We start from the raw sequence: 22,658 nt of genomic DNA, 5'->3' as shown, positions 1-22,658 counted from the left end.
AAGGTTGTTAAAAAAACGCTGATGGTTATTTAATAGTTATAAGTTTTACATCACTAGTGAATATTATTCATATCAATATAAGCGGAAGTTATATGGCCGAGCGAGCGTTGGAAATTCTTGATGGCGGTATGGGTCGGGAGCTGCAGCGCCGTGGCGCGCCGTTCCGCCAGCCAGAGTGGTCTGCACTGGCCTTGAGCGAGGCGCCAGAGGCAGTGATCGCCGTGCACACTGCCTACATCGAGGCCGGTGCCGGGGTGATTACCAGCAACAGTTATGCGGTAGTGCCGTTCCACATTGGTGAAGAGCGCTTCGCCAATGAAGGCTTTGCTCTGGCCGCCACCGCTGGTCAGCTGGCGCGCACGGCTGCCGATGCCAGCGAGCGTGCGGTGAAGGTGGCTGGTTCGTTGCCGCCGCTGTTCGGCTCGTATCGCCCGGACTTGTACGAGCCGGAGCGCGTCAGCGAAGTGCTGTTGCCGCTGGTGGTCGGCCTAGCGCCGTATGTCGACCTGTGGTTGGCCGAAACGCAGAGCGCGATCATCGAAGTACAGTCGATTGCCCGGCAGCTGCCGGCGGACGGCAAGCCGCTGTGGGTGTCGTTCACGCTGCAGGATGAAGACGTCGGTGACGTGCCGACCCTGCGTTCCGGTGAGACCGTGACCCAGGCCGCCGAAGCGGTCGCGGAGCTGGGCGTGGCTGCGCTGCTGTTCAACTGCAGCCAGCCAGAAGTGATCGGCGCCGCTATCGACGCCGCCCGTGCGGTATTCGAGCGCCTGGGTGCTGATATCGCCATCGGTGCCTACGCCAACGCCTTCCCGCCGCAGCCCAAGGATGCCACCGCCAACGACGGCCTCGACGAGCTGCGCGATGACCTCGACCCGCCGGGCTACCTGAGCTGGGCGCAGGACTGGCGTCAGCGCGGTGCAAGCCTGCTCGGCGGTTGCTGCGGCATCGGTCCGGAGCATATCGCCGAGCTGAAAAACAACCTGAGCTGATTCAGCGCGGGTTACGACAGGCTTCCAGCGTCTGCGCTTGACCTTCTGGGCGCTGGTTGTCGGCACTCAGCCAACGCTCAAAGCCCGCCGCAACGGTGGGCCATTCGTCATCGGTGATCGAGTACCAGGCCGTGTCGCGGTTCTGGCCCTTGATCACCATGTGCTGGCGGAACACCCCTTCAAAGACAAAACCGAAACGCTCCGCCGCGCGCTTGGAGCGGGCATTGGCGTTGTTGCACTTCCATTCCAGGCGGCGGTTGCCCAGGGCGAAACCCAGCTTGCCGAGCAGATAGACCGCCTCGCTACCTTTGGGCGTGCGCTGCATCGCGCCAGCAAAGGCGATGTGGCCGATCTCGATGCGGCCGTGGTCCGGCACTATCGACATCAAACTGAGAATGCCCTGTACCTGGCCACTGGCGCGGTCGATGACGCTGTAGAACAGCGGGTCGCGGCTGGCCGCGTTGCCGTCCAGCCAGCGATCAAAGCTCGCTCGCTCGCTGAACGGGCCGTAAGGCAGGTAATCCCACAGCGTCGGGTCTGCCTCGGGGCCCTGCAGCACCTCCCACAAGTCATCGCCGTGGCGAGCCGGGTCGAGCTTTTCCAGGCGGATGAAGCGGCCCTCGATCGGCTCGGCTTGCGGAACTGTCGCGGGTTTCCAGTTACTTGGCTGACTCATCTACGGCTCCTGTCTTACAGCGTTTGCCGGAATTGGATAAAGCCTGGGCGTTCGGCCACGTGTTCGTACAGCTTGATGGCGGTGGCATTGGTCTCGTGGGTCATCCAGTAGACCTTGCAGCAACCGATGGCCTTGGCGGTACTGTGCACATGCTCGATCAGCTGGCGGCCGATACCCAGGCCGCGCTGGCTGCCGTCGACGTAGAGGTCCTGCAGGTAGCAGGCGTCGCTGACGCTCCAGTTGGTACGATGATAGATCCAGTTGACCATGCCCACCGCCTTGCCATCGACCCAGGCCAGCGCCGAGTGGGTGGGCTGCTGCGGATCGAGTTGGCGCTGCCAGGTTACCGCACTGACCTCGTCGGCCAGCTCGGTTTCATAAAAGCGTAGGTAGGCCTGCCACAGTGGCAGCCAGGCGGCGTGATCGTCGGCGGTGACGGGGCGGATAATAACGGCTGGCATGGGTGATTCCTTCACAGTGGCCGCATCTGCGCGGCGAGTTGGTTGTCTTGCGGGTCGGTGCTGCTGGCCAGGCCGTCGCGCACGCCTGCGACATCTTCGGCGGAGCGGTTCTGGCTAAGCTTGCGTGCGCCCTGTATGCGGCTAATCGGCAAGCGAAAACCGACGATGGCGCGCAACATGCCTTCGATGTAGTCGCTTGGCGCATCGCCTACCTGCCAGGGCGTGTCGCGGCCTTGTTCGTGGCGGTCGGTCAGGTGGCTGACGATGTCGAGCAGGGCGGCGCCATCTTCGATCACTTCAGCGCTGCCGTAGGCATGCACGGCCAGGTAGTTCCAGGTCGGCACGACCTTGTGCGTGGCGGCTTTGCTCGGATAGAAGCTGGGGCTGACATAAGCATCGGCACCGGCAAACACCAGCAGTGCTTCGCTGCCTTGTTGCAACTCCTGCCACTGGCGGTTGGCCCGGGCCAGGTGGCCATAAACCGTGCCGTACTCACCATCGCCGGTGTCGATCAGCACCGGGATATGGCTGGCAAGCAAACCCTGTTCGCCGTGGGTGATGAGTACAGCCAGGCGGGTTTCCAGCATCTGTTGCTGCAAGCGCTGTAGATCATGCTCTTGATGGGGTTTGCTGTTGTACATGGCGGGATCCTTGTGCAATGGCTCTATCCTAGGCAGGCTATTGGCTCAGGTTAAGAGCCATTAATGACTGTTTTCATAGGTCCAATGCCATGCGTGATCAGCCGCTTGCACTGCCATTCGACCCGGCCGGGATCGTGCTCGACCGCCGTCGAGGTCTCAGCTTGCAGTTGTATCAGGCGTTGCGCGCGAGGGTGCTGGATGGTCGTCTGAGTAGTGGCACCCGGCTCCCAGCCAGCCGCGATCTGGCCAAGGTGCTGGCGCTGTCGCGCAACAGCGTGGTGCGCGCATACGACCAGTTGTACGCCGAGGGGTACATTGAAAGTCGGGTGGGCGATGGCACCTATGTCAGCCGCCTGCCAAAACTGTCCACAGAAGTATCCACAGGGTTATACCCTAGGTTATCAACAGGGTTATCCACATTTGTGGATAAAAGCACTGAGGATTTATCCAGCAATGCGTCTTCCAGCGTGTGGTTGGACCGTCTGAAAAATCATCATCTACCCGCGCCCCGCAGCGGTCCTCCTCGTGCGTTTCGGGTGGGCGTACCTGCGTTCGACCTGTTCCCGTTCGACGTCTGGGCCAAGCTGCATGCGGGTTTCTGGCGTAATCCCGATCCAGCCCGGCTTGGCTATGGCGACCCGGCTGGTGAACCGCAGCTGCGCGAACTGATTGCCGCTTACCTGCGCCAATCAAGGGGCATCAGCTGCACGGCTGGGCAAATAGTGATCACCAGTGGTGCACAGCAGGCGATAACCCTTTGTGCACAGCTGCTGGTGCAGCCTGGCCAGGCCGTAGCTGTGGAAAACCCGGGCTACCGGGCGGCAGGGCACGCCTTTGCCGTTGCGGGCGGTCAGGTCAATGGAGTACCAGTGGACGCTGAGGGCCTGGATTGCGCCAGGCTCGAGCAGCTACCGGATTGCCGCGTGGCCTATGTAACGCCGGCTCATCAATACCCCACCGGCGTCACCATGAGCCTCGCCCGGCGCCTGCAATTGCTGGCCTGGGCCGAGCGCAGCGACGGTTGGATCATCGAGGACGATTACGACGGCGAGTACCGCTACAGCGGCGCACCGCTGGCGCCCTTGGCTGCGCTGGATCAGCAGGGGCGGGTGTTGTACGTAGGCACCTTTGGCAAGATTGCCTTCCCGGCCTTGCGGTTGGGGTATCTGGTGTTGCCGCAAAGCTTGGTCGAGCCCTTCAGCCAGGCCCGTGCGCTGGCGGTGCGTCATTCCGAGGTAGGTACGCAGTCGGTGATGGCGCAGTTCATGGCGTTGGGGCATTTCCAGCGCCATATCCGGCGCATGCGGCGGGCGGCACTGAGCAGGCGCAATGTGCTCAAGGCCGGTTGGCCGACCACCGTAGCGGGCTTGGGTGCGATGCCGGAAGTGGCGGCAGGGCTGCACGTGATGGTGCCTGTGGATAACTTTGCCAGAGAACAGGCGCTGGTGGCATTGGCGGAAGCGGCGGGGGTAGAGGTTAATCCGCTGAGCGGCTATTGGCTGGAAGACAGCGATGAACCTGTGGATAAGCGCGCAGGGCTGGTGCTCGGCTTTGCCGCGGTCCCGGAAGCGCAGATTGCAGACGCCGTGATGCGCCTGCGCAAGGCCTGGCGGTAGGAGAACCGCGGTGTGTAGGAGCGGCCTTGTGCCGCGAAAGGGGCGCGTAGCGGCCCCAGATTTCACCTTCGCAGCCGATATCGCCGGGCCAGCTACGCTGGCCTTTCGCGACACAAGGCCGCTCCTACAAAGAGCGGCGTGATGGCCCGAATGCTATCAGGTACCAGATTTGATCCGGGTCCAGGCGCGGGTTCGGGCCCGCTCGGCATCGCGCGCCAAGGGCTTGAGGGTGTACAGCGTTTGCATCGCCTCAGCCGTCGGGTACAGGTTGGGGTTGTTGCGAATCGCCGCGCTGACCTTCTCGGTAGCGTCTTTATTGGGGTTGGGGTAACCGACAAAGTCGCTGATCGGCGCGATCACTTCCGGGCGCAGCAGGTAGTTGATGAACACATGCGCGTCCTCGGCGTTGGCGGCATTCTTCGGGATCGCCAGCATGTCGAACCAGATCGGCGCACCTTCTTTCGGCAGGCGCATATCCACGACTACGCCATTGCTGGCTTCCCGGGCACGGTTGGCGGCCTGGGAGAAGCTGCCGGAATAGCCGACCGCGACGCAGATATCGCCATTGGCGATGTCAGCCATGTACTTCGAGGAATGGAAGTAGGTGATATACGGGCGAATCTTAAGCAGCAACGCTTCGGCCTTCTTGTAGTCCTCGGCCTTGTTGCTGTTGGGGTCCAGGCCCAGGTACTTCAGCGCTAGCGGCAGCACCTCGGACGGCGAGTCGAGCACGGCCACGCCGCACTGCTTGAGCTTGGCCAGGTTTTCTTCCTTGAAGATCAGGTCCCAGCTGTCCACCGGCGCGTTGTCGCCCAGCGCTGCCTTGACCTTGGCCGGGTTGAAGCCGATCAGCACGGTGCCATACATATAGGGCACGGCGTACTTGTTGCCGGGGTCATTGGCTTCGATCAGCTTCATCAAGGCCGGGTCGAGGTGCTGCCAGTTGGGCAGTTTGCTGCGGTCCAGCGGCTGGAACACGCCGGCCTCGATCTGCTTGGCCAGGAACACGTTGGACGGCACTACTACGTCATAGCCCGAGTTGCCGGTCAGCAGCTTGGCTTCAAGCGCTTCGTTGGTGTCGAAGATGTCGTAGATCAGTTTGACCTGGCTGTCTTTCTGGAAATCAGTGAGGGTCTGCGGGGTGATGTAGTCGAACCAGTTGTACACGCGCAACGTGCGCTGTTCGGCCTGAGCCTGAATTGTGCTGCTGAGCAGGCCAACGGCGAGCAACGGGGCGAGGATGTGCTTGAGGTGGATCATGGTCAGGCTCCTGGCTGGGCACGCTGGAAACCTTCCAGCACGTTGACTGCGTTGATGCCGATTTCTTCCACAGCGTAGCCACCTTCCATCACGAACAAGGTCGGCTTGCCCAGCCGTGCAATGTGCTCGCCCATTTCCAGGTAATCCGGGCTGTCGAGTTTGAACTGCGAAATCGGGTCATCCTTGAACGTATCGACGCCAAGCGAGATCACCAGCACATCCGGTGCATAGCGGGCGATGCGCTCGCAGGCCGCCACCAGCGCCTGCTTCCACGCCGTCCAATCACTGCCGGCGGGCAGCGGATAATTGATGTTGCAGCCCTCGCCGGGGCCTTCGCCAAGCTCATCGGCATAGCCGAGGAAGAACGGAAATTCGTCCTGCGGGTCGCCGTGGATCGAGGCGAAGAACACGTCGTCACGCCTGTAGAAGATGTCCTGAGTGCCGTTGCCGTGGTGATAGTCGACGTCGAGGATCGCCACTTTGTTGTGGCCCTGGTCGAGGAATGCCTGGGCGGCGATGGCGGCGTTGTTCAGGTAGCAGTAACCGCCCATGACTTCGCTGGCGGCATGGTGGCCCGGTGGCCGGCACAGCGCAAAGGCGGCATGGGCGCCTTGCTGGATGGCGTCCTGGGCGGTGAGGGCGACCTGCGCAGCGCTGTAGGCGGCCTGCCAAGTGCCGGCGGTAATCGGTGCACCGGCATCGAAGCTGTAGTAACCCAGCTCACCATGCAGCCCCGTCGGTTTGACCTGGCGCAGAGTGCGCGCGGGCCAGGTGAATGGCAGCAGGTCGCCGTCGTGGCCCAGTGCGGCCCAGCGCGCCCAGGCGCCTTCGAAGAAATTCAGGTAGTCGGCGCTGTGGATGCGCTGCAACGGTGCGCGGCCAAAGTCGCGAGGCGCTTGTACCGGGCCAAGATTGCGCGCCTTGACCCGCTCAAGCACATGATCGGCGCGCGAAGGCATCTCGAAGCAGGGCATCAGCTGCCCGTCGATCAGCTCGCAACGGCCGTGGTGCAGGCGGTGATCATCGGAATAGATCGTCAGCATTTTGTTGTTCTCCGAAGTAACTGGCGTGACCCATTGTCAGGGGCGGGCAGCTGAGGGAGAACGGCAGGCATGGCCAAAAGGGGATCAATGTGGCCAAGCTCGCTGGCCACTCTGGGCTAACCGCGAAAGTGGCTCGGCGCTACACCGCTCCAGCGTTGAAAGGCATGGCGGAAACTCGCCGTCTCGCTGAAGCCGAGGGTTTCGGCGATTCGGTAGATGGGCATCTGGTCCTCGGCGAGCAATTGCTTGGCACGCTCGAAGCGCAGGCTGTCGAGGATCTGCTGGTAGCTGCTGCCCAGCAACTGCAGGTGCCGGCGCAGGGTCCGCGATGAGCAGTTCATTTGCCGCGCCAGGCCTTCCAGGCCAGGTGCTGCATCCAGTTGCTGCAGCAACAGCTGGCGAATCCGCCCGAGCCAGGCCTGGCGCCCGGTGAACTCCAGGTTTAGCTGGCGGCAGCGCTCGCTCATGGCCTTGTGGGTAATCGGGTCGGCCAGCGGCAGCGGCGTGTCCAGCCAGCGCCGCTCGAAGGCGAAGGCGTTGTCACGGGCGGCAAAGCCCAGCGGGCAGTCGAAAGTCTCGGCATACAGCCCGTGATAGCCAGGCGCTGGCTGAGCGAAGCGGGCTGCCAGCAACGGCAGCGGCTGGCCGAGCAAGTCTTCGCAGATGGTTTTCAGTGATACCAGGCAGAATTCGGCATTGAAGCTGGCCAAGGCCGGGCTGTCGGCGTAGTCACTGGCACTCAGCCACAGCCGCTGGCCATCTTCGATCAGGCGCAGGCTGAACACGGTGCCCAACAACGCCGGGTAGCGCAGCGCCAGGCGCAGGGCGTCACCCAAAGTGGCACTGGAGAGCAAGGCGTAACCGAGCATGCCGTAGCACGACACATGCATGCGCCGGCCGAGCTCCAAGCCGATCTCCTCGCGGCGAGCCACGGCGTTGGCACACACCTGCAATTCCTGCTGGGTGGTGATGCGCGCATCGGCATGGCCAAGGTCGGCCGGGCCAATGCCGCTGCCGGCCAGCAGGCTCGAGGCGTCGTTATGCTCTTCCTGAAAAACCTTGAGGATCAGCGAAACGGCATTGAGGGTGGTCAGGTGGCTGTGCAGCATGCTCGTCTATCCCGTGGCTTGGGAGGGATTAGCGAGCAAGTTGTGTGCCGCACCGCAGGCTGATACCCCGGGGCGGCAAAGCGCAGATAAAAAAAGGGCCCGATGCATGCGCTCGGGCCCTTGAAAGGTCGAGAGGTGTCTAGTCCCTCAAACCTGGTGAGACGGGTTACAGCAGCCGGTTATGCCTTGAGTGGCACCAGGCGTGGAGCAATCATGTTTTCCGGACGCAGGATGTCGTTGAGCATCGCTTCGTCGAGCAGCTTCTCTTCACGCACCAGTTCCAGTACGCCGCGGCCTGTTTCCAGGGCGATGCGGGCGATACGGGTGGCGTTTTCGTAGCCGATGTACGGGTTCAGTGCGGTGACCAGGCCGATCGAGTGCTCGACCAGTTCACGGCAACGTTGTTCGTTGGCAGTGATGTCGACGATGCAGTGCTCGCGCAGCATGTCCATGGCGCGCTGGAGCAGGCGGATCGAGTCGAAGATCTTGTAGGCGATCAGCGGCTCCATCACGTTCAGCTGCAGCTGGCCACCTTCGGCAGCGATGGTCAGGGCGAGGTCGTTGCCCATGATCGCGAAGGCGACCTGGTTGACCGCTTCCGGGATAACCGGGTTGACCTTGCCGGGCATGATCGAGCTGCCTGGCTGACGCGCTGGCAGGTTGATCTCGTTGATGCCGGTACGTGGGCCGCTGGACAGCAGGCGCAGGTCGTTGCAGATCTTCGACAGCTTGACCGCAGTACGCTTGAGCATGCCCGAGAACAGCACGAAGGCGCCCATGTCGGAAGTCGCTTCGATCAGGTCGGCAGCCGGTACCAGTGGCTGGCCGCTGATGGCCGCCAGGCGCTGCACGGCGAGCATCTGGTAGCCCGGGTCGGCGTTGATGCCGGTGCCGATGGCGGTGCCGCCGAGGTTGATTTCGGTGAGCAGCTCAGGTGCCAGCGAGCGCAGACGGTTGAGGTCTTCGGTCATGGTCGTGGCGAAGGCGCGGAATTCCTGACCGAGGGTCATCGGTACGGCGTCCTGCAGCTGGGTGCGGCCCATCTTCAGTACGTGGTTGAATTCCTGACCTTTGGCAGCGAAGGCCTGGATCAGGCTGTCGAGGCTGGCCAGCAGAGCGTCGTGACCCAGCAGCAGACCCAGACGGATCGCAGTCGGGTAGGCGTCGTTGGTCGACTGCGCCATGTTCACGTCGTTGTTCGGGTGCAGGTACTGGTACTCGCCCTTCTGGTGACCCATGGCCTCCAGCGCGATGTTGGCGATGACTTCGTTGGCGTTCATGTTGGTAGAAGTACCAGCACCGCCTTGAATCATGTCGACCACGAACTGCTCGTGGTAGTCACCACGGATCAGGCGGGCGCAAGCCTCGCTGATCGCAGCATGCTTGGCATCGCTCAGGTGCCCCAGCTCACGGTTGGCATCAGCAGCAGCCTGCTTGACCATCGCCAGGCCGACTACCAGTTTCGGGTAGTGCGACAGCGGGACGCCGGAGAGGTGGAAGTTGTTGGCAGCGCGCAAAGTCTGGATGCCGTAGTAGGCATCAGCAGGGACTTCAAGGGTACCAAGCAGATCTTTTTCGACGCGGAACGATGCAGCGGAGGACATGATAGATATCATCTCGAGTTTGACCCGGCACCTGCCGGAATGCCGCCAATCCTAGGCTGGAGCGCATTTGTCGGCCAATGCTGTTAGGCGCTATCCTATGCACAAACGGCATAATGATTGATGTGACGTCAACTGACATTCGAGCGTGTTCCATTTTGGTGCATGCCGGGAGATGGCTGCATGAACCTAGAAAGCAAATGGCTGGAAGATTTCAGCGCGCTGGCCTCGACGCGCAGTTTTTCGCAGGCGGCCGAGCGTCGCTTCGTTACCCAGCCTGCTTTCAGCCGGCGCATCCGCAGCCTTGAAGCGGCACTCGGGCTGACCCTGGTAAACCGCTCGCGCACGCCGATCGAGCTGACTGAAGCCGGGCAGCTGTTTCTGGTCACGGCGCGCACTGTTGTCGACCAATTAAGCGAAGTTCTCCGCCATTTGCATCATTTAGAGGGCGGGCAGGGCGAGGTTATACAGGTGGCTGCGGCGCACTCACTGGCCTCGGGGTTCTTCCCACGTTGGGTGGCCCAGTTGCGCAACGACGGCCTCAACATCGCCACTCGGCTGGTCGCGACCAACGTCGGTGATGCCGTGCACGCCCTGCGCGAAGGCGGCTGTGACCTGATGCTGGCCTTCTACGACCCGGACGCTGCGCTGCAGATGGATGCCGAGATCTTCCCGTCACTGCACATGGGCACCACCGAGATGCTGCCGGTTTGCGCAGTCGGGCCGGATGGTCAGCCACTGTTCGACCTGGAAGGTGAAAACAGCGTGCCGTTGCTGGCCTACAGCGCCGGGGCGTTTCTGGGCCGTTCGGTGAGCCTGCTGCTGCGTCAGCGCAACCTGCGCTACACCACCGTTTATGAAACGGCGATGGCCGACAGCCTCAAGAGCATGGCCTTGGAAGGCATGGGCGTGGCCTGGGTGCCGCGCCTGTCGATGCAGGGTGAGCTGGCCCGCGGCGAGCTGGCGGTATGCGGCAGCAGTGCCTGGCATGTGCCGCTGGAGATCCGCCTGTACCGCTGCGCACTGGTGCGCAAGGCCAACGTAAGGCTGCTGTGGCGCAAACTGGAAGGCGGCACAGTTGACCCGAAAGTCAGCCAAACCCCCGAAAAATAGGCTCGACAGTTGGTCGCCAGGGGTGCCGGGATGCGCTTGCGTTACGTTATACTGCGCGGCCCCTGGACCGGATAGATATTCCGGTCGTGATCAGCATACAAGCCACGCCGGTCGTCCCGCGTGGCTTGTTGTTTTTTGACGCGCCTGCGGGCGCACAAGCGAAGAGGCTCGACGATGAGTGCACTGGTTGGCGTGATCATGGGCTCCAAGTCCGATTGGTCCACCCTTAGCCACACCGCCGATATGCTGGAAAAACTCGGCATTCCCTACGAAGTGAAGGTGGTTTCTGCCCACCGTACTCCGGATCTGCTGTTCCAGTATGCCGATGAGGCCGATGGCCGTGGCATCGAGGTGATCATCGCCGGTGCTGGTGGCGCTGCCCACCTGCCAGGCATGTGCGCCGCCAAGACCCACCTGCCGGTACTCGGCGTGCCGGTCCAGTCGGCCATGCTCTCGGGCGTCGACTCGCTGCTGTCGATCGTGCAGATGCCGGCCGGCGTACCGGTCGCGACCCTGGCCATCGGCAAGGCTGGCGCGATCAACGCTGCGCTGCTGTCGGCGAGCATCCTCGGTGCCAAGTACCCGCAGTTCCACGCAGCGCTCAAGCAGTTCCGCGTAGAGCAGACCGAAACCGTCCTGGACAATCCTGACCCGCGTCAGGTTTGAGGCTTAGCACATGAAGATCGGTGTAATCGGTGGCGGCCAGTTGGGCCGCATGCTGGCCCTGGCGGGTACTCCGCTGGGCATGAACTTCGCATTTCTCGACCCGGCCCCGGACGCCTGCGCCGCGCCGCTCGGCGAGCATCTGCGGGCTGACTATGGCGACCAGGACCACCTGCGCCAGTTGGCCGACGAAGTCGACCTGGTAACCTTCGAGTTCGAAAGCGTCCCGGCCGAAACCGTGGCTTTCCTCTCGCAGTTCGTGCCGGTGTACCCGAGCGCCGAAGCGCTGCGCATCGCACGCGACCGTCTGTTCGAGAAGAGCATGTTCCGCGACCTGGGTATCCCGACCCCAGCCTTCGCCGACATCCTCTCGCAGGCTGACCTCGACGCGGCAGTCGCCAGCATCGGCCTGCCGGCCGTGCTCAAGACCCGTACCCTGGGTTACGACGGCAAGGGCCAGAAGGTGCTGCGCACAGCTGCAGATGTGGTCGGTACCTTTGCCGAGCTGGGCAGCGTGCCGTGCCTGCTCGAAGGCTTCGTGCCGTTCACTGGCGAAGTGTCGCTGGTGGCGGTGCGTGGTCGCGACGGCGAAACGCGCTTCTACCCGCTGGTGCACAACACCCACGACAACGGTATTCTGCGCCTGTCGGTCGCCAGTGAAGACCACCCGTTGCAGTCGCTGGCCGAAGACTACGTTGGCCGCGTGCTCAAGCAGCTCGACTATGTCGGCGTGATGGCGTTCGAGTTCTTCGAAGTCGACGGTGGCCTCAAGGCCAACGAAATCGCCCCGCGCGTGCACAACTCCGGGCACTGGACCATCGAAGGCGCCGAGTGCAGCCAGTTCCAAAACCACCTGCGGGCCATCGCCGGCCTGCCGTTGGGTTCAACTGCCAAGGTCGGTGAGAGCGCCATGCTCAACTTCATCGGTGAAGTGCCGGCGGTGGACAAGATCGTTGCCGTCGACGACTGCCACCTGCATCACTACGGCAAGGCCTTCAAGGCCGGGCGCAAGGTCGGCCATGCCACTCTGCGCTGCGCCGACATGGTCAGCCTGCATGAGAAAATCGCCGAAGTAGAGGCGTTGATCGCAGGCTGAGGGAACCTCTGCCGGTTGCCTGCCCTCTGAGATGGCAACATGCCAAAGCGCTGTCTAGGCTTTGGCATGCCTCATCTTCAAATGCAGAGGGATTGCCATGGGCATCATCGGAACCATTTTCATCGGCCTCATCGTTGGCTTGCTGGCGCGTTTCATCAAGCCAGGCGACGACAGCATGGGCTGGATCATGACCATCCTCCTGGGTATCGCAGGCTCCCTGCTGGCGACCTACGGCGGCCAGGCACTGGGCATCTATCAGGCCGGTCAGGCTGCAGGCTTCTTCGGTGCGCTGGTTGGCGCCGTGGTCCTGCTGGTGATTTACGGCATGATCAAGAAACGCTGATTGCACGGTAGAATGCTCGGCAATTCTCCCCGAGTTGCCGAGCGTTCTCATGCGTGCGTTGTTCCTCCTTCCCCTCCTGCTGGCCAGCACCCTGGCCCATGCCGAGCTGCCCGAAACCGACTGGCTGGAACTGATGCCCAAGTCGGACCAACTGGCGCTGGAGCAGATGCCAGAAATCGACCACGACTCGCCTGAAGCTACCGGTACCTTTACCGACAAGGGCGGCCTCAAGCAGAGCAAAGGCTTGCCGGCAGTGATGTACTCGAGCAAGACCGTGCCGGCCATGAACGGCAAGCAGATTCGCCTCGGTGGTTATCCGGTGCCGCTGGAAAGCGACGCCAAGGGCAACAGCACGTTGTTCTTCCTGGTGCCGTATCCAGGCGCCTGCATCCACGTACCACCGCCACCGCCCAATCAGTTGGTGCTGGTGCGCTATCCGAAAGGTCTAAAGATCGACGATATCTACACACCGCTGTGGGTCAGCGGGCGTCTGCAGGTGGAGAAGGTCAGCAATGATCTGGCGGATGCTGCCTATGCGTTGGAGGCCAAGCAGGTGCGGGTCGTGGAAGATGCGGACCTGTGATGTAGGCCACCAGGATATTTGCAGCACCGCAGAATTTTGGGGCCGCTTCGCAGCCCTTTCGCGACACAAGGCCGCTCCTACAGGGATCGCGCATTACCTGGCAACGCGGTCCCTTGTAGGAGGGGCCTTGTGTCGCGAAATGAGGGCGCAGCCCTCACCGGGGCCAGCAGATCAGAGCGTTTCGCTGGCGATCTGAACGCTCAAGACATTGTGCTCACCAGGCTTGAGCTCGACAACGTCATCCCAGACATTCGCCGTCTCGATGCACAGCATGCGCTGCCAGCCATCGTCTGCCATGTCCGGCAATTCGCGGGCGCGGTCGGTCCAGGGGTTCCAGATCACCGCCGAGCGCGAGCCGCTGCTGGTCAGGCTAATCCGTCGCTGCCAGTGCGGGTCGACAATGCTTAGCTGCTCAGGGCTATCGAGGTAGATGCGGTCGGTTTCGCCGTTGAACGCCAGCGCGCCCTGCTGCGTGCGCTGCTCCCAGTCAGCCAGGGTTTCGATGTAGCTCAGCCCTGCAACACCCTCGACCTGCGCCTGGCGCACATCGCTTACGGCAAAGTAGCTGTGCAAGGCCTGGCTGATGGTGACGCTGTCATCCCCGAGGTTGTGACTGGTGAGGGTGACACTGAGCTGCGCGCCAACTTCGATCAGCAGCTTGAGCTCGACCTTGTGCGGCCACCCCGGCAGTTCGCCGTTGGCAGCCTCAGGCAGCGAGAATTGGATCTGGACCGTTTCGCCAACCTGCTCGATGCCCAGCAACTGCCAGTCCCGGCCACGCACCAGCCCATGAGCCGGGGCGTCTGTGCCGCTGTACATTTTTTGAACAGGCTGTGGGTTACGTTGCAGGTTGCCAAACCACGGCCAGCATACCGGAACCCCGGCACGCACCGATTTGCCCTGACGAAACAGCGCTTGTTCACTCAACCACAGCAGCGGCGGTTGGCCGATGCGCTGGTAGCTGAGAATCTGCGCGCCTTGCTGAGCAATCAGCAGTTCCGCCTGCGGGCAGCTGACGCGCCAGCAAGCAAGCTCGCCGTGGGTTTCGGTTTCGACCTGAAAGTTAGCCATATGCTCATCTCGTTGTTTGCACCTGGGTTTTCGACCCTGTGCTGTGCAACGAGTTTAACCCCGGCGTGGCTCAGCGACGAGGGACCGAGCGGGTGCGGCCACTGCCATCGATGGCGACGAACACGAACACCGCCTCGGTGACCTTGCGCCATTCGCTGGACAGCGGGTCGTCGCTCCACACTTCGACCATCATCTGGATCGAGCTGCGGCCGATTTCCACCGTTTGGGTGTAGAACGACAGTTGCGCGCCAACCGCCACCGGGACCAGAAAGGCCATGCGGTCGATAGCTACGGTTGCCACCCGGCCACCGGCAACGCGGCTGGCCATGGCGGTACCGGCGAGGTCCATCTGCGCGACCAGCCAGCCGCCGAAGATATCGCCAAAGCCATTGGTTTCGCGGGGCAACGCGGTGATCTGCAGAGCCAAATCGCCTTGCGGAATAGGATCTTCTTGTTCGAGCTCAATCATGCCGTGGGGCCTCTGACCCGTGACGCTTCGTTGGTTGGCGCAATCAAGGTCGCCGTGAAAACGATCAGCTCATACTACGCTGATTTCGTTTTGGAGGGCGGCCGCAGGGAAACTCTGCGAAACCGCCTGAGCATAATGACCGGCGTTTTCGCACAACATCCCACAACGGGAGCATTCTTTTCATTCGAATGGGCAGTATATAGACGCCTGCCGCCAGGCACGACCATGCATTGATGAATATCGAGAGAGTTTTTCTGCCGCTATGAGCGCCGGCAGGCAATTTGTTATCTTCCTCCCTCAACTATCCAGAAGCCGCGTTACAAGCGGCCTGCACGTCCTACAAGAGACCTCCGATGACCTCCGTGCCGAGCAGTATCGAGCAGCCTTCGCGGCCGCTGACCCGCAGTGACTACAAGACGCTCTCGCTGTCCGCCCTGGGCGGGGCGCTGGAGTTCTACGATTTCATCATCTTCGTGTTCTTTGCCACCGTGGTCGGCAAGCTGTTCTTTCCGCCGGACATGCCCGAATGGCTGCGTCTGATGCAGACCTTCGGCATCTTTGCCGCGGGTTACCTGGCCCGGCCCTTGGGCGGCATCATCATGGCGCACTTCGGTGACCTGCTCGGGCGCAAGAAGATGTTCACCCTGAGCATCTTCATGATGGCTCTGCCGACGCTGATCATGGGCCTGCTGCCGACCTACGCGCAGATCGGCCTGTGGGCGCCGATCCTGTTGCTGCTGATGCGGGTGATCCAGGGCGCGGCGATTGGCGGGGAAGTGCCCGGCGCCTGGGTGTTCGTCTCCGAGCACGTGCCGGCGCGCAATACCGGCTACGCTTGCGGCACCCTGACCGCCGGGCTGACCGCGGGCATCTTGCTCGGCTCGCTGGTGGCAACCCTGATCAACACCGTCTACACCCCGGTGGAAGTGGCCGATTACGCCTGGCGCATCCCGTTCCTGGTCGGCGGTGTATTCGGCCTGTTCTCGGTGTACCTGCGCCGCTGGCTGCACGAAACCCCGGTGTTCGCCGAGATGCAGCAACGCAAGGCCCTCGCCGAAGAGCTGCCGCTGCGGGCAGTGCTGCGTGACCACCGTGGCGCGATCGTGCTGTCGATGCTGCTGACCTGGCTGCTGTCGGCAGGCATCGTGGTCGTCATCCTGATGACCCCGGCGCTGCTGCAGACGCTGTACCAGGTCAGCGCGCTGGATTCGCTCAAGGCCAACAGCGTGGCCATCGTCCTGCTCAGCCTGGGTTGCATTGCCGCCGGTAGCCTGGCCGACCGCTTCGGTGCCGGGCGTGTGTTGGTGATCGGCAGCCTGGCGCTGCTGGCCAGCTCGTGGAGCTTCTACCACAGCCTGCCCAACCACCCCGAGCTGCTGTTCCCGCTGTATGCGGTCACCGGTCTGTGCGTGGGCGTGATTGGCGCGGTGCCGTATGTGATGGTCAAGGCGTTTCCAGCGGCGGTGCGCTTCAGCGGCTTGTCGTTCTCCTACAATGTCGCCTATGCGATCTTCGGCGGGCTGACGCCGATGGCGGTGACCGGCCTGTTGAAGATCAGCCCGATGGCGCCGGCTTACTACGTGGCGGTGCTGTGCACGGTCGGCCTGCTGGTGGGCTTGTATCTGCTGGCGAAAAAACGCTGACAAAGGCGTTTCAACTCGAGCAAAAGTGAAAGGCCATCTCGCGGGTGCGATGATGGCCTTTCATCCAATTGTCACATTGAAGTCATAGAGTGTTCATGCGCCCTGCAGATACTGGGGCCCGTTCCATCCAGCACACCCCCTATTCCTGCTAGGAGCAAGGCATGAAACTGAAGCGTTTGATGGCGGCCCTCACGTTCGTCGCCGCTGGCGTTGCAACCGCCAACGCGGTGGCCGCTGTCGACCCAGCGATCCCGACTTACACCAAGACCACCGGTGTATCGGGCAACCTCTCCAGCGTCGGTTCCGATACTTTGGCGAACCTGATGACTCTGTGGGCCGAGGCCTACAAGAAGGAATACCCCAACGTAAACATCCAGATTCAGGCTGCCGGCTCCTCGACTGCGCCACCCGCGCTGACCGAAGGCACCGCCAACCTCGGCCCGATGAGCCGCAAGATGAAGGACGTCGAGCTGCAGGCCTTCGAGCAGAAGTACGGCTACAAGCCAACTGCTATCCCGGTCGCGGTCGACGCCCTGGCAGTCTTCGTGCACAAGGACAACCCGATCAAGGGCCTGACCATGGCGCAGGTCGATGCGGTGTTCTCGTCGACGCGCCTGTGCGGTGCCAAGGCCGACGTGAAAACCTGGGGTGACCTCGGTGTGACCGGCGACCTGGCCAACAAGCCGGTGCAGCTGTTCGGTCGCAACTCGGTATCCGGCACCTACGGCTACTTCAAGGAAGAAGCCCTGTGCAAAGGCGACTTCAAGCCTAACGTCAATGAGCAGCCTGGTTCGGCTTCGGTGGTACAGTCGATCAGCAGCTCGCTGAACGGCATTGGCTACTCGGGCATCGGCTACAAGACTGCCAGCGTCAAGACCGTGCCGCTGGCCAAGAAAGAAGGTGGCGAGTTCATCGAAGACAACGAAGAGAACGCCCTCAACGGTAAGTACCCGCTGTCGCGCTTCCTCTACGTCTATGTCAACAAGGCGCCGAACAAGCCGCTGGCTCCGCTCGACGCCGAGTTCATCAAGCTGGTGCTGTCGCAAGCAGGCCAGCAGGTTGTAGTAAAAGATGGCTACATCCCGCTGCCGGCCAAGGTAGCTGCCAAGGCGCTGGCTGATCTGGGCCTGTCGCATGCCGGCAACGTTGCCAAGCATTAAGTAACACTGGACGGGGTTGGCCTGCGGGCCGGCCCTGTCAGCTATTTTCGGTCCGGCGCCAGGCTTACTGTGCGGCGGGCTTTGTTGCGTCAACGCACTGTCATGTTTTTGTAATATGGGACCGCTAGGGTGTGCGCATGAATGATCTGGCCAACTCCACCATGAGCGACAAGGCTCCGCCGGTGCGCATTGACTTCAATACGCCCGAGTTGCAACGCAAGCGCCGCATGCGCGCCCTCAAAGATCGCCTGACCCGCTGGTATGTACTGGTGGGCGGGCTTGCCGTGCTTGCGGCAATCACCTTGATCTTCTTCTATCTGGCTTACGTGGTGCTGCCGCTGTTCCAGGGCGCCGAGCTGACCCGCAAGCAGGCGTTGCAGCCCACCTGGCTGCAGCAGGATGCCGGCAAGCCGCTGTTGATCGCGCTTGAAGAACAAAACCTGGTTGGCCTGCGCGTGTCCGACCAAGGTCAGGCGTTGTTCTTCGACAGCAAGACCGGTGCCGAGCTGAAACGTGTTGACCTGCCAGTCCCGGCCGGTGCGCACGTGACCTCGATCAGCGCTGATCAACCGGGCAGCCCGCTGATCGTGCTGGGTCTGTCCAACGGTCAGGCACTGGTGTTCAGTCACACCTACAAGGTCACCTACCCGGACAACAAGAAGACCATCAACCCGGGCATCGACTTCCCTTACGGCGAGACGCCATTCGTGCTCGATAGCGCAGGCCGCGCGCTGGAACATGTCAACGTCAGCCTCAATGGTGAGTCGCTGATCCTGGCCGGCTCGCACGGCTCGCAGTTGCTGGTCAGCCAGCTGACCCGCGAAGAAAACATGATGACCGGCGAGGTCAGCAGCGAGCAGACCAGCATCGACCTGCCGCAGATGACCGAAACGGTCAAAGCAATCTATGTCGACCCGCGTCAGCAGTGGCTGTATGTGGTCAACGGTCGCGCCCAGGCCGATGTGTTCAGCCTGCGCGACAAGAATCTCAACGGTCGCTACAAGCTGCTCGAAGACGGCCAGGCGGAAATCACCGCGAGCACCCAGCTGGTGGGCGGTATCTCGCTGATCTTTGGTGATTCCAAGGGTGGCCTGAGCCAGTGGTTCATGGCCCGCGACCCGGATGGCGAGTCGCGCTTCAAACTGATCCGCAGCTTCCAGCTCGGTACCGCGCCGGTGGTGCAGATCGACGCCGAAGAGCGCCGCAAGGGCTTCATTGCTCTGGACAGCGCCGGCCAGCTGGGCGTGTTCCACAGCACCGCGCACCGCACCTTGCTGGTCGAGCCAGTTGCCGATGGCGCAGGCATTCTGGCCCTGTCGCCGCGGGCCAACCGCATCATCATCGAGCAAGGCGGCAAACTGCTGCCGTTGAGCCTGAAGAACCCGCACCCGGAAGTGTCCTGGAGCGCGCTGTGGGGCAAGGTCTGGTACGAGAACTACGAGGAGCCGAAGTACGTCTGGCAGTCGACTGCCTCGAACACTGACTTCGAGCCCAAGCTGAGCCTGTCGCCACTGACCTTCGGCACCCTCAAGGCAGCCTTCTACGCGATGATTCTGGCGGCACCGCTGGCCATCGCTGCTGCGATCTACACCGCCTACTTCATGGCTCCGGGCATGCGCCGCAAGGTCAAGCCGGTGATTGAGTTGATGGAGGCGATGCCGACGGTGATTCTCGGCTTCTTCGCCGGTCTGTTCCTCGCGCCGTACCTGGAAGCGCACTTGCCGGGCGTGTTCAGCCTGTTCCTGCTGATGCCATTGGGTATTCTTCTGGCCGGCTTTGGCTGGAGCCGCCTGCCTGAGTCGATCCGCCTGCGCGTGCCGGACGGCTGGGAAGCCGCGATCCTGCTGCCGGTGATCCTCTTCACTGGCTGGCTGTCGCTGTCCATGAGCCCGTTCCTTGAGAGCTGGTTCTTCGGCGGCGACATGCGCCTGTGGATCAGCAATGACCTGGGCATCACCTACGACCAGCGCAACGCCCTGGTGGTCGGTATCGCCATGGGCTTTGCGGTCATCCCGAACATCTACTCGATCGCCGAAGACGCCGTGTTCAGCGTGCCGCGCAGCCTGACCCTGGGTTCGCTGGCGCTGGGCGCAACGCCCTGGCAGACCCTCACCCGAGTGGTGATTCTGACGGCCAGCCCGGGGATTTTCTCGGCGCTGATGATCGGCATGGGCCGCGCAGTCGGCGAAACCATGATCGTGCTGATGGCCACCGGCAACACGCCGGTGATGGAGATGAACCTGTTCGAAGGCATGCGCACCCTCGCGGCCAACGTCGCGGTGGAGATGCCGGAGTCGGAAGTCGGCGGCAGCCACTACCGGGTACTGTTCCTCGCCGCGCTGGTGCTGCTGATGTTCACCTTTGTGATGAACACCCTGGCCGAGCTGATTCGTCAGCGTCTGCGCAAGAAATACTCGTCGCTTTGATAGAAAGGTAGAGATCCGTGAAAAAGGATTCCCTCAAAGGCTGGTTCAAGAGCGGCGCTCCCGGCGTTTGGATCAGCGGTGGCGCCGTCGCCATCGCCGTGATCATGACCGTTGGCCTGCTGGCGGTGATCGCCGTGCGCGGCCTTGGCCACTTCTGGCCGGCCGACGTGATCCAGGCCACCTACAAGGTGCCAGGGCAGGCCGAGCACATCGTCGTCGGCGAAGTAGTGCAGCAGGAACAGGTACCCCTGGCGCGGCTCAAGGGCGCTGGCCTGCCAGTGCCGGACAACGGCCCGGAATTCATGACTCGGGAGCTGATCAAGGTCGGCAACCGCGACATCAATGGCAGCGACTTCACCTGGGTGGTCGGCGACTGGCTGGTCGATCAGACCGCCCCGGCGGACTTGATCGCCTTGGAGCGCCGCGAGTGGGGCAACTTCTATGGCTACCTGGTCAGCGTCAAGCAGGACGGCCAGGTAGTGGCCCAGGGCGATGCGGCCTGGGGCGAACTGCAAGCCCGCCTGAAACGCGCGAGCGAACTTGCCGGCGAGCTTCAAGACCTTGAGAAGAAAGACATCGGTGCCATCAACCATGGCCTTGAACGCCTGCGCCTGCAGAGCCGCAAGCTGGAGCTGGCGGGCAAGCTGGACGCCACCGCGCAGGCAGACCTTGAGTCCGAGCGTGCCGAGCTGAACAGCCGCTACAAGGCCATCGAAGAACGCCTCGGCGCGCTGCACCGCGATTTCAGCCGGGACAGCCTGGTGGTGCGCGATGGCAATGGCCGCGAGCTGGAGATCAACCTCGACAAGGTCGTGCATGCCTATCAGCCGAATGGCATGGGCATCGTTACCAAGCTGGGCACCTATTTCGCCAAAGTGTGGGAATTCCTCAGCGACGACCCGCGTGAGGCAAACACCGAGGGCGGGATCTTCCCGGCCATCTTCGGCACGGTGATGATGACCCTGATCATGGCCATCATCGTCACCCCGTTCGGTGTGCTCGCGGCGGTCTATCTGCGTGAATACGCCCGGCAGGGCCCGGTCACCCGGCTGATCCGCATCGCCGTGAACAACCTCGCCGGCGTCCCCGCGATCGTCTACGGCGTGTTTGGCCTGGGCTTCTTTGTCTACGTGCTGGGCGGCTCGATCGACCGGCTGTTCTTCCCGGAAGCGTTGCCAGCGCCGACCTTGGGTACCCCGGGCCTGCTCTGGGCATCGCTGACCCTGGCGTTGCTGGCCGTGCCGGTAGTGATCGTGGCCACTGAAGAAGGCCTGGCGCGAATCCCGCGGACCCTGCGCGAAGGCTCGCTGGCGCTCGGTGCTACCAAATCCGAGACGCTGTGGAAGATCGTGCTGCCGATGGCCAGCCCGGCGATGATGACCGGCATGATCCTCGCCGTCGCCCGCGCCGCTGGCGAAGTCGCGCCGCTGATGCTGGTGGGGGTGGTCAAGCTGGCGCCGACGCTGCCGGTCAACGGCAACTACCCTTATCTGCACCTTGATCAGAAGATCATGCACCTGGGCTTCCACATCTACGACGTCGGCTTCCAGAGCCCCAACGTCGAAGCCGCGCGGCCGCTGGTGTACGCCACCGCGTTGCTGCTGGTGCTGGTGATTGCCACGCTCAACCTGTCGGCGGTGTGGATGCGTAACCACCTGCGCGAGAAGTACAAGGCGCTCGACCACTGATTCAGCTTCACGCCACAAGCGCCGGGCTCAGCAGCCAGGCGCTTTTGCCCAGACCGCAGCTTGCAGCTCGAAGCCGGCAGCTACAAACGGAGTGAAACCATGCAACATGAAACTCAAGCTCATGGCATCGACATGTCGGCCCTGGGTCGCAACAAGCAGAGCCTGCGCCTGGCTGAAGAAGCTGTGGCCATCGAGGTGCCTGGCCTGTCCCTGTACTACGGCGACAAGCAGGCGCTGTTCGACGTCAGCCTGAATATCCCCAAGCAGCGCGTGACCGCCTTCATCGGCCCGTCCGGCTGCGGCAAGTCGACCTTGCTGCGCACTTTCAACCGGATGAACGACCTGGTTGACGGTTGCCGCGTAGAAGGCGAAATCAACCTCTACGGCACCAACATCTACCGCAAGGGCGAAGACGTAGCCGAGCTGCGTCGTCGGGTCGGCATGGTGTTTCAGAAGCCCAACCCATTCCCCAAGACTATCTATGAGAACGTGGTCTACGGCCTGCGCATCCAGGGCATCAACAAGAAGCGCACCCTCGACGAAGCGGTCGAATGGGCGCTACGCGGCGCGGCCTTGTGGGATGAGGTCAAAGACCGCCTGCACGAGTCGGCTCTGGGCCTGTCCGGTGGTCAGCAGCAACGTCTGGTGATTGCCCGCACGATTGCCGTCGAGCCAGAAGTGCTGCTGCTCGATGAGCCGTGCTCGGCGCTCGACCCGATTTCCACGCTCAAGGTCGAAGAACTGATCTACGAGTTGAAATCCAAGTACACCATCGTCATCGTCACCCACAACATGCAGCAGGCGGCGCGCGTTTCCGACTACACCGCGTTCATGTACATGGGCAAACTGATCGAGTATGGGGACACCGATACGCTGTTCACCAACCCGGCCAAGAAGCAGACCGAAGACTACATCACCGGTCGTTACGGCTAGTAGCCGCTGCCGGCTTCACGCCGTCACCGACCCGAATACCTTGAAGCTTGCAGCAGCTGGCTTCTGCGCGG

The 22,658-nt window shown here is 62.5% G+C and carries 21 protein-coding genes; 12 read left to right on the top strand and 9 right to left on the bottom strand.

The genetic code is table 11. From position 1 onward, the window contains the following. Positions 1-92 precede the first annotated feature (92 nt). Positions 93-992 carry a homocysteine S-methyltransferase family protein gene (locus tag M2396_RS11715; protein ID WP_178080805.1) on the top strand — a complete coding sequence of 300 codons (900 nt, stop codon included), beginning with the start codon at positions 93-95 and terminating at the stop codon, positions 990-992. Position 993: 1 nt separating this feature from the next. Here the strand turns inward: M2396_RS11715 and M2396_RS11710 are convergent, their stop codons facing one another. The 3 genes from M2396_RS11710 to M2396_RS11700 are packed head-to-tail and all read right to left on the bottom strand — an operon-like array spanning position 994 to position 2,770. Further along, positions 994-1,668, bottom strand: coding sequence for a GNAT family N-acetyltransferase (locus M2396_RS11710; RefSeq protein ID WP_259074887.1), 675 nt, complete (start codon positions 1,666-1,668; stop codon positions 994-996). A gap of 14 nt (positions 1,669-1,682) precedes the next feature. Next, positions 1,683-2,129: a GNAT family N-acetyltransferase gene (locus M2396_RS11705; RefSeq protein WP_259074885.1), complete on the bottom strand. Its 447-nt coding sequence runs from the start codon at positions 2,127-2,129 to the stop codon at positions 1,683-1,685. Positions 2,130-2,140: 11 nt separating this feature from the next. Then, complete coding sequence (locus M2396_RS11700) at positions 2,141-2,770, bottom strand: FMN-binding negative transcriptional regulator (RefSeq protein WP_259074882.1); 630 nt, start codon at positions 2,768-2,770, stop codon at positions 2,141-2,143. Positions 2,771-2,859: 89 nt separating this feature from the next. Here M2396_RS11700 and M2396_RS11695 point away from each other — a divergent pair, with 89 nt between their 5' ends. Beyond that, complete coding sequence (locus tag M2396_RS11695) at positions 2,860-4,386, top strand: PLP-dependent aminotransferase family protein (protein WP_259074880.1); 1,527 nt, start codon at positions 2,860-2,862, stop codon at positions 4,384-4,386. Positions 4,387-4,542: 156 nt separating this feature from the next. On the opposite strand, the gene M2396_RS11690 is transcribed toward M2396_RS11695, so the two are convergent. The 4 genes from M2396_RS11690 to aspA all read right to left on the bottom strand — a co-directional run bounded on the left by M2396_RS11690 (position 4,543) and on the right by aspA (position 9,402). Continuing rightward, positions 4,543-5,646, bottom strand: a complete 1,104-nt coding sequence (locus M2396_RS11690; protein WP_259074877.1) for a polyamine ABC transporter substrate-binding protein — start codon at positions 5,644-5,646, stop codon at positions 4,543-4,545. Between the two features lie 2 nt (positions 5,647-5,648). After that, positions 5,649-6,689 carry a histone deacetylase family protein gene (locus M2396_RS11685; RefSeq protein ID WP_101322837.1) on the bottom strand — a complete coding sequence of 347 codons (1,041 nt, stop codon included), beginning with the start codon at positions 6,687-6,689 and terminating at the stop codon, positions 5,649-5,651. 116 nt (positions 6,690-6,805) lie between these two features. Next, positions 6,806-7,798 (bottom strand): AraC family transcriptional regulator, encoded by a 993-nt coding sequence (locus M2396_RS11680; protein WP_259074874.1) that lies wholly within the window; start codon positions 7,796-7,798, stop codon positions 6,806-6,808. 179 nt (positions 7,799-7,977) lie between these two features. Next, entirely contained in the window at positions 7,978-9,402 is a 1,425-nt protein-coding gene (gene aspA / locus M2396_RS11675) for an aspartate ammonia-lyase (RefSeq protein WP_101322839.1), read from the bottom strand. Positions 9,403-9,582: 180 nt separating this feature from the next. Here aspA and M2396_RS11670 point away from each other — a divergent pair, with 180 nt between their 5' ends. From M2396_RS11670 to M2396_RS11650, 5 genes are all read left to right on the top strand, one after another. Then, positions 9,583-10,512 (top strand): LysR substrate-binding domain-containing protein, encoded by a 930-nt coding sequence (locus tag M2396_RS11670; RefSeq protein ID WP_101322840.1) that lies wholly within the window; start codon positions 9,583-9,585, stop codon positions 10,510-10,512. Positions 10,513-10,686: 174 nt separating this feature from the next. Next, positions 10,687-11,178, top strand: a complete 492-nt coding sequence (gene purE, locus M2396_RS11665) for a 5-(carboxyamino)imidazole ribonucleotide mutase (RefSeq protein ID WP_101322841.1) — start codon at positions 10,687-10,689, stop codon at positions 11,176-11,178. Positions 11,179-11,188: 10 nt separating this feature from the next. Beyond that, positions 11,189-12,271, top strand: coding sequence for a 5-(carboxyamino)imidazole ribonucleotide synthase (locus tag M2396_RS11660; RefSeq protein WP_150570343.1), 1,083 nt, complete (start codon positions 11,189-11,191; stop codon positions 12,269-12,271). A 97-nt stretch (positions 12,272-12,368) separates the two neighbouring features. Next, positions 12,369-12,614, top strand: coding sequence for a GlsB/YeaQ/YmgE family stress response membrane protein (locus tag M2396_RS11655; protein ID WP_101322843.1), 246 nt, complete (start codon positions 12,369-12,371; stop codon positions 12,612-12,614). Between the two features lie 49 nt (positions 12,615-12,663). Further along, on the top strand, positions 12,664-13,197 hold the full coding sequence (locus M2396_RS11650) for a DUF3299 domain-containing protein (protein ID WP_181088500.1): 534 nt from the start codon (positions 12,664-12,666) through the stop codon (positions 13,195-13,197). Positions 13,198-13,368: 171 nt separating this feature from the next. Here M2396_RS11650 and M2396_RS11645 read toward each other — a convergent pair whose 3' ends face one another. Together M2396_RS11645 and M2396_RS11640 are read right to left on the bottom strand one after the other, a co-directional pair. After that, on the bottom strand, positions 13,369-14,268 hold the full coding sequence (locus M2396_RS11645) for a D-hexose-6-phosphate mutarotase (protein WP_259074867.1): 900 nt from the start codon (positions 14,266-14,268) through the stop codon (positions 13,369-13,371). A gap of 70 nt (positions 14,269-14,338) precedes the next feature. Then, positions 14,339-14,737 carry an acyl-CoA thioesterase gene (locus tag M2396_RS11640; RefSeq protein ID WP_101322846.1) on the bottom strand — a complete coding sequence of 133 codons (399 nt, stop codon included), beginning with the start codon at positions 14,735-14,737 and terminating at the stop codon, positions 14,339-14,341. A gap of 353 nt (positions 14,738-15,090) precedes the next feature. Here M2396_RS11640 and M2396_RS11635 point away from each other — a divergent pair, with 353 nt between their 5' ends. The 5 genes from M2396_RS11635 to pstB all read left to right on the top strand — a co-directional run bounded on the left by M2396_RS11635 (position 15,091) and on the right by pstB (position 22,587). Continuing rightward, the gene (locus M2396_RS11635) at positions 15,091-16,380 is read left to right on the top strand and encodes an MFS transporter (protein WP_150570346.1); all 1,290 of its coding nucleotides are present in this window, start codon (positions 15,091-15,093) and stop codon (positions 16,378-16,380) included. Positions 16,381-16,541: 161 nt separating this feature from the next. Then, a complete protein-coding gene (locus M2396_RS11630) occupies positions 16,542-17,540 on the top strand; it encodes a phosphate ABC transporter substrate-binding protein PstS (RefSeq protein WP_150573458.1) in 999 nt (332 codons plus the stop codon). Between the two features lie 137 nt (positions 17,541-17,677). Continuing rightward, the gene (locus M2396_RS11625; protein WP_259074865.1) at positions 17,678-19,966 is read left to right on the top strand and encodes an ABC transporter permease subunit; all 2,289 of its coding nucleotides are present in this window, start codon (positions 17,678-17,680) and stop codon (positions 19,964-19,966) included. Positions 19,967-19,983: 17 nt separating this feature from the next. Beyond that, positions 19,984-21,654, top strand: coding sequence for a phosphate ABC transporter permease PstA (gene pstA / locus M2396_RS11620; protein ID WP_101322850.1), 1,671 nt, complete (start codon positions 19,984-19,986; stop codon positions 21,652-21,654). A 99-nt stretch (positions 21,655-21,753) separates the two neighbouring features. After that, positions 21,754-22,587, top strand: a complete 834-nt coding sequence (pstB, locus tag M2396_RS11615; RefSeq protein ID WP_101322851.1) for a phosphate ABC transporter ATP-binding protein PstB — start codon at positions 21,754-21,756, stop codon at positions 22,585-22,587. The last annotated feature ends 71 nt before the right edge of the window (positions 22,588-22,658 follow it).

The organism is Pseudomonas sp. BIGb0278 (assembly GCF_024809895.1).
Classification (GTDB): Bacteria; Pseudomonadota; Gammaproteobacteria; order Pseudomonadales; family Pseudomonadaceae; genus Aquipseudomonas; species Aquipseudomonas shirazensis.
This window is presented reverse-complemented; position numbering and strand designations above follow the sequence as displayed.